We start from the raw sequence: 10,883 nt of genomic DNA on the forward strand, positions 1-10,883 counted from the left end.
CGCCTGCTATCGCCACCCGAAGGTGGAGTCCCACGTCCGCTGCACCCGCTGCGACCGGTACATCTGCCCGGACTGCATGCGCGAGGCGGCCGTCGGCCATCAGTGCGTGGAGTGCGTGAAGGAGGGCTCGCGGTCGGTACGGCAGGCCCGGACGCTCGTCGGCGGGCGGATCTCCGCGACCCCGCTCGTGACCTCCGTACTCATCGGGCTCAACGTCCTCGCCTATCTGGCCGAGGTGGTGCGTCCGGAGATCCTGGACCGGTTCTCGATGCTCAGCGCCCGGCTGGTCGGGCCGGACGGCGGCTACTACGTCTACGTCTCCGGCCACCCCTCGGACTTCCACGCCGAAGGCCTGGTCGCCGGGCAGTGGGAGCGGCTGCTGACCAGCGGTTTCCTCCACCTGCCGCCGACCGAGGGCACCTTCGGGCTGCTGCACATCGTGATGAACATGCTCTCGCTGTGGCAGCTCGGCCGGGTCGTGGAGCCCATGCTGGGACGGGTCCGCTACATCGCGCTGTACCTGCTGTCGACGCTCGGCGGCTCGGTGCTCCAGCTGTTGCTCACCGACGTGAACGTGGAGTCGGTCGGCGCGTCGGGCGCGATCTTCGGGCTCGGCGCCGCGTACTACGTCCTCGCCCGCCGGATCGGCGCGGACATGAGAGCCGTCAACCGCTTCATGGCGTTCCTGCTCCTGTGGCTGCTGCTCTCCGCCGGCCTCACCTCCTGGCAGGGCCACCTGGGCGGACTGCTGACGGGCGCCGCGGTGACCCTCGCCTACGCGTACGCCCCGCGCGGCCCGCGCCAGGTCCTGATCCAGACGGCCGCGTGCGTGGGCGTGCTGGTGCTGCTGGCGGTGCTCGCGGTCACGAAGGTGTCGGAGCTGACGGCCTGAGGGGCGGCCCCTGGGACTCAAGGCGGCGGCGCCTGCCCAGTCGTCCGGTCGGGGACTGTGGGCAGGCGCCGTCTGTGTTCCGTACGCCTTTGTACGGGACGTGTATGAGTGACCGTCAGGCCACTTGTGGTGCCGTCAGACCATCAGCGAGCGGTCCGTCGGCCGGATCGGCGCGGGCAGCTCGCTCGCGCCGGTCAGGAAGCGGTCGCAGCCGCGGGCGGCCGAGCGGCCCTCCGCGATGGCCCACACGATGAGCGACTGGCCACGGCCGGCGTCACCGGCGACGAACACGCCCGGCACGTTGGTCTGGAAGTCGGCGTCGCGGGCGATGTTGCCGCGCTCGTCGAGGCCCAGGCCGAACTGGTCCACGAGTCCGTTGTCGCGGTCGGGGCCGGTGAAGCCCATGGCCAGCGTGACCAGCTGGGCGGGGATCTTGCGCTCCGTGCCCGGCTTCGGGGTCAGCTTGCCGTCGATGAACTCGACCTCGGTGAGGTGCAGCCACTGGACGTTGCCGTCCTCGTCGCCCTCGAAGTGGGTGGTGGAGACGGAGTAGACCCGCTCGCCGCCCTCCTCGTGCGCGGACGTGACCTTGTAGAGCATCGGGAAGGTCGGCCACGGCTGGTGCGGCGCGCGGTCCTCGCCCGGGCGGGGCATGATCTCCAGCTGCGTGACGGAGGCCGCGCCCTGACGGTGGGCGGTGCCCACGCAGTCGGCGCCGGTGTCGCCACCGCCGATGACCACGACGTGCTTGCCCTCGGCGGAGATCGGGGAGGTGACGTAGTCGCCCTCCTGGACCTTGTTCGCCAGCGGCAGGTACTCCATGGCCTGGTGGACGCCCTTGAGCTCGCGGCCGGGGACCGGCAGGTCACGGGCGGTCGTGGCGCCGGCGGCGATGACGACGGCGTCGTACCGCTTCTTCAGGTCGGTCGCCTTGAGGTCGCGGCCGATCTCGATGCCGGTGCGGAAGCGGGTGCCCTCCGCGCGCATCTGCTCGATACGGCGGTTGATGTGCCGCTTCTCCATCTTGAACTCGGGGATGCCGTAACGGAGAAGGCCTCCGATGCGGTCCGCGCGCTCGTAGACGGCGACGGTGTGGCCGGCCCGGGTGAGCTGCTGGGCGGCGGCGAGGCCCGCCGGGCCCGAGCCGATGACGGCGACGGTCTTGCCGGACAGGCGCTCCGGGATCTGCGGCTCGACGTCACCGCTGTCCCACGCCTTGTCGATGATCGAGACCTCGACGTTCTTGATGGTGACGGCCGGCTGGTTGATGCCGAGCACGCACGCCGACTCGCAGGGAGCGGGGCAGAGGCGACCGGTGAACTCCGGGAAGTTGTTGGTCGCGTGCAGACGCTCGGAGGCGGCGGCCCAGTCCTCGCGGTAGGCGTAGTCGTTCCACTCGGGGATCAGGTTCCCGAGCGGACAGCCGTTGTGGCAGAACGGGATGCCGCAGTCCATGCAGCGGCTGGCCTGCTTGCTGATGATCGGCAGCAGGGAGCCGGGGACGTAGACCTCGTTCCAGTCCTTGAGGCGTACGTCGACGGGGCGGGACTTGGCGACCTCGCGCCCGTGGTTCAGGAAGCCCTTCGGGTCAGCCATTGATCGCCGCCTCCATCATCTTCTCGGTGATCTCGGTCTCGGAGAGACCGGCTCGCTCGGCGGCGTCCTTGGCGGCGAGCACTGCCTTGTACGTGCTGGGGATGATCTTGCTGAAGCGCTCGACGGCGGTCTCCCACTCGGCCAGGAGCTTCTCGGCGACCGTGGAGCCGGTCTCCTCCTGGTGGCGGCGGACCACGTCGTGCAGCCACTGCTTGTCGGTGTCGTCGAGGGCCTCGACGGCGCTGACGTTGCCGACGTTGACGTTGTCGCGGTCGAGGTCGATGACGTACGCGATGCCGCCGGACATGCCGGCCGCGAAGTTACGGCCCGTCTCACCCAGGACCACCGCGTGGCCACCGGTCATGTACTCGCAGCCGTGGTCGCCCACGCCCTCGGAGACGACCGTCGCGCCGGAGTTGCGGACACAGAACCGCTCGCCCGTACGACCGCGCAGGAACAGCTCACCGCCGGTCGCGCCGTACGCGATGGTGTTGCCCGCGATCGTCGAGTACTCGGCGAGGTGGTCGGCGCCCCGGTCGGGACGGACGATCACGCGGCCGCCGGAGAGGCCCTTGCCCACGTAGTCGTTGGCGTCGCCCTCCAGGCGCAGCGTGACACCGCGCGGGAGGAAGGCGCCGAAGGACTGGCCCGCGGAACCGGTGAAGGTGATGTCGATGGTGTCGTCGGGCAGACCGGCACCGCCGAACTTCTTCGTCACCTCGTGGCCGAGCATGGTGCCGACCGTGCGGTTGATGTTGCGGACCTTGACCTGGGCGCGCACCGGCTGGGCGTCGGTCGCCGAGTCCGCGGCCAGCGCGTCGGCGGCGAGCTTGATGAGCTCGTTGTCGAGCGCCTTCTCCAGGCCGTGGTCCTGCTCGACCACCGCGTGGCGCACCGCGCCGTCGGGCAGCTCGGGCACGTGGAACAGCGGGGCCAGGTCCAGGCCCTGCGCCTTCCAGTGGTCGACCGCGCGGGCCACGTCGAGGGTCTCGGCGTGCCCAACGGCCTCCTCGATGGTGCGGAAGCCCAGCTCGGCGAGGATCTCGCGGACCTCTTCGGCGATGTACTGGAAGAAGTTCACGACGTACTCGGCCTTGCCGGTGAACCGGTCGCGCAGCGTCGGGTTCTGGGTGGCGATGCCGACCGGGCAGGTGTCCAGGTGGCAGACGCGCATCATGACGCAGCCGGACACGACGAGCGGCGCGGTCGCGAAACCGAACTCCTCGGCGCCGAGCAGCGCGGCGATGACGACGTCACGGCCGGTCTTGAGCTGACCGTCGGTCTGCACGACGATGCGGTCGCGCAGGCCGTTGAGCAGCAGGGTCTGCTGGGTCTCGGCGAGACCGAGCTCCCAGGGGCCACCGGCGTGCTTCAGCGAGGTGAGCGGGGAGGCACCCGTGCCACCGTCGTGACCGGAGATCAGGACCACGTCCGCGTGTGCCTTGGAGACACCCGCGGCGACCGTGCCGACGCCGACCTCGGAGACCAGCTTCACGTGGATGCGGGCCTGCGGGTTGGCGTTCTTGAGGTCGTGGATCAGCTGAGCCAGGTCCTCGATGGAGTAGATGTCGTGGTGCGGCGGCGGGGAGATCAGGCCCACGCCCGGCGTCGAGTGACGCGTCTTCGCGACCCACGGGTAGACCTTGTGGCCGGGCAGCTGACCGCCCTCGCCGGGCTTGGCACCCTGGGCCATCTTGATCTGGATGTCGTCGGCGTTGACCAGGTACTCGGAGGTCACGCCGAAGCGGCCGGACGCGACCTGCTTGATGCTGGACCGGCGCGCCGGGTCGTACAGCCGGTCCGCGTCCTCGCCGCCCTCACCGGTGTTGGACTTGCCGCCCAGCTGGTTCATGGCGATGGCGAGGGTCTCGTGCGCCTCCTTGGAGATGGAGCCGTACGACATGGCGCCGGTGGAGAAGCGCTTGACGATCTCGCTGGCCGGCTCGACCTCGTCGATGGAGATCGGCTGCCGGTCGGACTTGAAGCCGAAGAGCCCGCGGAGCGTCATCAGGCGCTCGGACTGCTCGTTCACGCGCTCGGTGTACTTCTTGAAGATGTCGTAGCGGCCGGTGCGCGTGGAGTGCTGGAGGCGGAAGACCGTCTCCGGGTCGAACAGATGCGGCTCGCCCTCGCGGCGCCACTGGTACTCGCCGCCTATGTCCAGCGCGCGGTGCGCCGGGGCGATGCCGGAGGCGGGGTAGGCCTTGGCGTGGCGGGCGGCGACCTCCTTGGCGATGACGTCGAGGCCGACGCCGCCGATCTTGGTGGCGGTGCCGTTGAAGTACTTCTCCACGAAGGCGGCGTCGAGACCGACGGCCTCGAAGACCTGGGCGCCGCGGTAGGAGGCGACGGTGGAGATGCCCATCTTGGACATGACCTTCAGGACGCCCTTGCCGAGGGCGTAGATCAGGTTGCGGATGGCCTTCTCGGCCTCCATGCCCGGCAGGAAGGTGCCGGCGCGGACGAGGTCCTCGACGGACTCCATCGCCAGGTACGGGTTGACCGCGGCGGCACCGAAGCCGATGAGCAGGGCGACGTGGTGGACCTCGCGGACGTCGCCGGCCTCGACCAGCAGGCCCACGTGGGTGCGCTGCTTGGTGCGGATGAGGTGGTGGTGGACGGCCGCGGTGAGCAGCAGCGACGGGATCGGCGCGTGCTCGGCGTCGGAGTGGCGGTCCGACAGGACGATCAGCCTGGCGCCGTTCTCGATGGCGGCGTCGGCCTCGGCGCAGATCTCCTCTATGCGCGCGGCGAGGGCGTCGCCGCCGCCGTGCACCCGGTACAGGCCGGACAGGGTCGCGGCCTTGAAGCCGGGCATGTCGCCGTCGGCGTTGATGTGGATGAGCTTGGCCAGCTCGTCGTTGTCGATCACCGGGAACGGCAGGGTGACGCTGCGGCAGGACGCGGCCGTCGGCTCCAGCAGGTTGCCCTGGGGGCCGATGGACGAGAACAGCGAGGTGACGAGCTCCTCGCGGATGGCGTCCAGCGGCGGGTTCGTGACCTGCGCGAACAGCTGGGTGAAGTAGTCGAAGAGCAGGCGCGGCCGGTCGCTCAGCGCGGCGATCGGCGAGTCGGTGCCCATCGAGCCGATCGGCTCGGCGCCGGCCTTGGCCATCGGCGCGAGGATGACACGCAGCTCCTCCTCGGTGTAACCGAAGGTCTGCTGGCGGCGGGTGACCGACGCGTGCGTGTGCACGATGTGCTCGCGCTCGGGCAGGTCGGACAGCTCGATCTCGCCGGCCTCCAGCCACTCGGCGTACGGCTTCTCCGCCGCGAGCTGGGCCTTGATCTCGTCGTCCTCGATGATGCGGTGCTCGGCGGTGTCGACGAGGAACATCCGGCCGGGCTGCAGGCGGCCCTTGCGGACGACCTTGGCGGGGTCGATGTCGAGGACGCCGACCTCGGAGCCGAGGACGACGAGGCCGTCGTCGGTGACCCAGTAGCGGCCGGGGCGCAGGCCGTTGCGGTCGAGCACGGCGCCGACCTGGGTGCCGTCGGTGAAGGTGACACAGGCCGGGCCGTCCCAGGGCTCCATCATCGTGGAGTGGAACTGGTAGAAGGCGCGCCGGGCGGGGTCCATGGAGTCGTGGTTCTCCCACGCCTCCGGGATCATCATCAGCACGGAGTGCGGCAGCGAACGGCCGCCCAGGTGCAGCAGCTCCAGCACCTCGTCGAAGGACGCGGAGTCGGAGGCGTCCGGCGTGCACACCGGGAAGATGCGGTCCAGCGCCTTGCCGTCGGACCCGAACAGGTCGGAGACGAGCTGCGACTCGCGGGCCACCATCCAGTTGCGGTTGCCCTTGACGGTGTTGATCTCACCGTTGTGCGCGACGAAGCGGTACGGGTGCGCGAGCGGCCACGACGGGAAGGTGTTCGTGGAGAAGCGCGAGTGGACGAGGGCGATGGCCGAGGCGAAGCGGCGGTCGGACAGGTCCGGGAAGAAGGGCTCCAGCTGGCCGGTGGTCAGCATGCCCTTGTAGACGATCGTGCGTGCCGACAGCGACGGGAAGTAGACGCCGGCCTCGCGCTCGGCGCGCTTGCGCAGCACAAAGGCCTTGCGGTCGAGGTCGATGCCCTCCGAGGAACCGTCGGCGACGAACACCTGCCGGAAGGCGGGCATCGTCGAACGGGCGGTGGCGCCCAGCAGGTCGGGCGCGACGGGGACCTCACGCCAGCCGAGGACGTTCAGGCCCTCCTCGGACGCGATCGTCTCGATCTGCGAGACGGCGTCCTGGGTCCCGTCCTCCGGCAGGAAGGCGATACCGACGGCATAAGCACCGGCCTGGGGCAGCTCGAATTCGGTCACCTCACGCAGGAAGGCGTCCGGCACCTGGGAGAGGATGCCCGCGCCGTCGCCCGAGTCGGGCTCGGAGCCCGTGGCGCCGCGGTGTTCGAGATTGCGCAGAACGGTGAGCGCCTGCTCGACCAGCGTGTGGCTCGCCTCGCCGGTGAGGGTGGCCACGAAGCCGACGCCACAGGCGTCGTGCTCGTTGCGGGGGTCGTACATACCCTGCGCAGCAGGGCGAGCATCCATGAACGACCAGTTCTGGCCATTCGTGGAGTGCTGGGACGGCTGGCGCGGCGTACGCATCGGCTCTCCCGTCGTCGTCATCTGGCATATGCAAATTGCCGAGGGACGACGTTGGCCCTCTGCGTGAGTACAAAATTTCGTGCAGGTTACATGATGGGGCGGTTCTCGGGAAGCGGGATAATCCGTTCCACCATGCGGACACCATGGGCTACGGCAGGGGTTCCGCGCACATGGCTCGAAGTATGTGGGGAGCGAACGGGACAGGTCCATGTCCGTCGATCCAGGGGGCGAAGGCGGGCGTCGTCGCCCACCCCGCGAGTGCGTCACAGGCCTCATTGCCCGCAGCGCTTACGGCTCATGCCCGGTGGTTAAGCATTCGAAACCAGCGAGTAACGGCTACTTATGCGGCCCAACGCATAAGTCCGAGCCGAGCTATCCTACGGCCGTTCCGAACAGGCTGCCCAGGGCGTACGTCACACCGGCCGCGGCACCGCCGAGCGCGAGCTGCCGCAGCCCGCTGAACCACCAGGACCGCGCGGTCACCTTGGCCACGACCGCGCCGCACAGGAACAGCCCGGCCAGCGCCAGCAGCACGGCCGGCCACAGCGCGGTCGCACCGAGCAGATACGGCAGTACGGGCAGCAGGGCGCCCAGCGCGAACGACGCGAACGACGACACGGCCGCGACCAGCGGCGACGGCAGATCGCCGGGGTCGATGCCGAGTTCTTCCCGGGCATGTATCTCCAGGGCCACTTCGGGGTCGCGGGAGAGCTGCTCGGCGACGGCCTTCGCGAGCTGCGGCTCGACACCCCGAGCCTCGTAGAGAGCCGCGAGCTCGGCCTCCTCGTCCTTCGGGTGCTTTCTCAGCTCCCGGCGCTCGACGTCCAGCTCTGCCTCGACCAGCTCGCGCTGGGAGGCGACGGAGGTGTACTCACCGGCGGCCATGGAGAAGGCGCCGGCGGAAAGACCGGCGAGCCCGCTCAGCACGATGGTCTGATGGCTGACCGCCCCGCCCGCGACACCGGTCATCAGGGCGAGGTTGGAGACCAGACCGTCCATCGCGCCGAAGACGGCGGGACGCAGCCAGCCGCCGTTCACATCCCGGTGCGTGTGGTTGTCACGGTGCGCCTCATGCAGGGCGGCTTCGGTCTCGATGATGGCCATGACTGGTCCCCCATGAAAGCTCAGGTAAGGCTGTCTTTAGACACGTTCTATTCTTTGACAACACAAAATCTACGCTCCAAGATTCCCCGCCGCCAGCAAGGAGAGGCTGCGCTAACCTGCACCTTTCCCTTAGAACGCTCATTCGTGCCGCCCCATGCACAGATGTCGACCGGGTGACACTGAGGCTTCTGAGGCTCGGGTCAACCGCCGACGGTGGGACATATCCGCAAAGGGCTCCGCGCCCTGGGCGGAGCCCCCGGAGGAGAGGCCACGCATGCCATCGACCGCCTGCATCCCCTCGGTCCCGGCGCCCGGGGACGCCATCGAACTCCGCGGACGGGCACGCGGCGCACTGCTGGGCCTGGCCGTCGGCGACGCGCTGGGCGCCCCCGCGGAGAACATGAAGCCCTCCGAGATCCGGGCCCGCTGGGGCCGTATCACCGGCTTCGTCGCCGAAGATCCCTCCGGCACGGACGACACGGAGTACGCGATCTTCTCGGGCCTGCTCCTCGCCCGCCACGGCTCGGCCCTCACTCCGGCGCATGTGGAATCGGCCTGGCACCAGTGGATCGCGGACCGTGCCGAGGGCCCGTTCCGGGGCGCGGGTTTCAGCGAGCGCGGCACGCTGGAGAACCTCCGCCGGGGCCTCGCAGCCCCGATCTCGGCCCAGCACCGGCACGCCTGGAGCGACGGTCTCGCCATGCGGGCTGCACCCTTCGGGGTCTTCGCGGCGGGCCGCCCGGCCGAAGCGGCCCGCCTGGTGGCGATCGACGGCTCGGTGAGCCACGAGGGCGAGGGCATCTACGGCGGCCAGGCGGTGGCGGCGGGCGTGGCGGCGGCGATGGCGGGGGCACCGACGATCGCCGTGGTGGCCTCGGCCCTCGCGGTGGTCCCGGACGACTCCTGGACGGCCCGCTCGCTGCGCCGGGCCGTGACCGTGGCCCACCGCGGCGAACGCGCGGTCCGCTCCGCCGTCGTCATCGGCGGCTACCCCTGGACCGACCTTGCCCCCGAAGCGGTCGCGCTGGCCTTCGGGGCGTACGCGGCAGCGGACGGCGACTTCGTCCAGGCGGTCCTCACGGCCGTGAACATGGGCCGGGACGCGGACACGACCGCCGCGGTGGCGGGTGCGCTGGCGGGCGCGACGCAGGGCGAGTCCGCGATCCCTACGGAGTGGGCGGCGGCGATCGAGCCGGCCCGTGGCAGCTGCCTGCCGTCGATGGCCGGGCACCACGTGCTGGATGTGGCGGAGCTGCTGGTGCCGGGGGAGGGCGGGAAGTGGGGGGCGAGGGGGCCCTCGGCAGGTGAGGTGCCCATGGGAGGCGAGGCATTCGCGCGCCACTCCCTCGCCCTGGTCACGGACGACGAGGCGGAGGCCCGACCGTGACGCCGCCCCGCCCCTTGGACGAGGGATCCCCGGCTTCCACTCCCCCGGATGACGCCGCCACGGCCCTGACGTCGCCGAACGATCTCGCGGTCGCCGACGGCGAGCACGCCCCACTGGGGCCACCCGCACCCGACGACGAAAGTCGCACGGGTGGTGCCGGTGGGAGACAACCGGCCGAAGGCGAAGCCGAGGCCGGACAACGCATCGCCGGCCTCCTGCTCGGCCTCGCCGCAGGCGACGCCGCAGGCTGGCCGGCAGCCCGCCACAGAGCCGCCCGCATGCCCGAGTGGACACGAAGACTCACCCGCGAACTCGACACCTTCGCCGAACACAACGCCACCACCACCCTCCCCCTCCCCCTCGCCCTGAACCAGCCCCCCGAGCCCCTGCGCCTGGGCCCCTCCGACGACGCGGAATGGGCAGCCTTCGCAGCCGAGGCACTCCTGCGCGCCGGTGACGACACCGCCCTGGGCGACCTCAGCCGAGAGCGCCGCACCCGGGCCGCGATCGACCTGACCTGGAACGCCGTGGCCAGCGAAGTAGCCGCCGCAGCCGACCGCGCCCCCGAGGTCGAGTCGGCGATCCTCCCCCTGCGCGCCCGCATCTCCGTCCGCGCCGGCCTCGGCAACCTCGCCACCGGCCTGCGCCCACCCGCCACCGGGCACGACAACCCGCACTACTTCGACGACGCCGCCTGTCTTCGGGCCTGCGTCCTCGCCGTGGCCCACCCCGGCGACCCTCGCGGAGCCGCCGACCTCGCCGAGTTCGACGCCCGCTACACCCAGGACGGCGACGGCGTGCACGGCGCGAGGGCGATGGCGGCGGCCCTCGCCCTTGCCCTGACCGGCGCGACGACCGAGGCCTGCGTCACCGCCGCACTCGCCGAACTCCCCGAGGAGACGGAGATCGGCCGCAACGCCCGCCACGCGCTGAAGCTGGCGCAGGCCGCCGACAGCTCCTTCGCCCTGATCCCCCTCCTCGAACACCAAATCGTCGACCACGTCTACAGCTACGGCGTCGCCGCGGCCGAAACGGTCCCCGTGGCCCTGGCCCTCACGGTCGCGGCGGACGGCCGTATCGCGGAGGCAGTCCCGGCCGCCGCGTGTCTGTCCCGGGTGGCGGACTCGGCACCGGCCCTGGCCGGCGCGCTCACGGGCGCGCTGGGCGGCAACGCGTCGATCCCGGCGACCTGGCGCGACGCGTGCCGCACTCTCTCCGGCTGCGTACTCCCCCGGCTCACCGGCACCGACCTGGTGGAACTCGCCGAACTCCTGGAAGCCACGCAACCGGCCCGACCAGGAGGATGATTCGGG

Annotated in this window: 6 protein-coding genes; 3 read left to right on the forward strand and 3 right to left on the reverse strand. The window is 70.8% G+C overall.

Annotated elements, in window-relative coordinates; all coding sequences use genetic code 11:
• The first annotated feature begins 22 nt into the window (after nucleotides 1-22).
• On the forward strand, nucleotides 23-892 hold the full coding sequence (locus ACFY5C_RS15690) for a rhomboid family intramembrane serine protease (protein ID WP_389444835.1): 870 nt from the start codon (nucleotides 23-25) through the stop codon (nucleotides 890-892).
• 135 nt (nucleotides 893-1,027) lie between these two features.
• Here the strand turns inward: ACFY5C_RS15690 and ACFY5C_RS15695 are convergent, their stop codons facing one another.
• From ACFY5C_RS15695 to ACFY5C_RS15705, 3 genes are all read right to left on the reverse strand, one after another.
• On the reverse strand, nucleotides 1,028-2,488 hold the full coding sequence (locus ACFY5C_RS15695) for a glutamate synthase subunit beta (protein WP_389444617.1): 1,461 nt from the start codon (nucleotides 2,486-2,488) through the stop codon (nucleotides 1,028-1,030).
• Nucleotides 2,481-7,079, reverse strand: coding sequence for a glutamate synthase large subunit (gltB, locus tag ACFY5C_RS15700; protein WP_389444837.1), 4,599 nt, complete (start codon nucleotides 7,077-7,079; stop codon nucleotides 2,481-2,483). The genes ACFY5C_RS15695 and gltB overlap by 8 nt, the downstream gene beginning before the upstream one ends.
• A 372-nt stretch (nucleotides 7,080-7,451) precedes the next feature.
• Nucleotides 7,452-8,183, reverse strand: a complete 732-nt coding sequence (locus ACFY5C_RS15705) for a VIT1/CCC1 transporter family protein (RefSeq protein ID WP_362378290.1) — start codon at nucleotides 8,181-8,183, stop codon at nucleotides 7,452-7,454.
• Nucleotides 8,184-8,457: 274 nt separating this feature from the next.
• On the opposite strand from ACFY5C_RS15705, the gene ACFY5C_RS15710 reads away from it, so the two are divergent.
• Both ACFY5C_RS15710 and ACFY5C_RS15715 read left to right on the forward strand, forming a co-directional pair.
• Entirely contained in the window at nucleotides 8,458-9,570 is a 1,113-nt protein-coding gene (locus ACFY5C_RS15710; RefSeq protein ID WP_389444619.1) for an ADP-ribosylglycohydrolase family protein, read from the forward strand.
• Nucleotides 9,513-10,877 (forward strand): ADP-ribosylglycohydrolase family protein, encoded by a 1,365-nt coding sequence (locus tag ACFY5C_RS15715; RefSeq protein WP_389444839.1) that lies wholly within the window; start codon nucleotides 9,513-9,515, stop codon nucleotides 10,875-10,877. The genes ACFY5C_RS15710 and ACFY5C_RS15715 overlap by 58 nt, the downstream gene beginning before the upstream one ends.
• Nucleotides 10,878-10,883 lie beyond the last annotated feature (6 nt).

The organism is Streptomyces sp. NPDC012935 (assembly GCF_042900345.1).
Taxonomy (GTDB): Bacteria; Actinomycetota; Actinomycetes; order Streptomycetales; family Streptomycetaceae; genus Streptomyces.

Excerpts from the sequence above, each read along its gene's own strand:
- ACFY5C_RS15710 (WP_389444619.1), top strand. The coding sequence starts at position 8,458 with ATGCCATCGACCGCCTGCATCCCCTCGGTCCCGGCGCCCGGGGACGCC.
- gltB (WP_389444837.1), bottom strand. The coding sequence starts at position 7,079 with ATGCGTACGCCGCGCCAGCCGTCCCAGCACTCCACGAATGGCCAGAAC.
- ACFY5C_RS15705 (WP_362378290.1), bottom strand. The coding sequence starts at position 8,183 with ATGGCCATCATCGAGACCGAAGCCGCCCTGCATGAGGCGCACCGTGAC.
- ACFY5C_RS15695 (WP_389444617.1), bottom strand. The coding sequence starts at position 2,488 with ATGGCTGACCCGAAGGGCTTCCTGAACCACGGGCGCGAGGTCGCCAAG.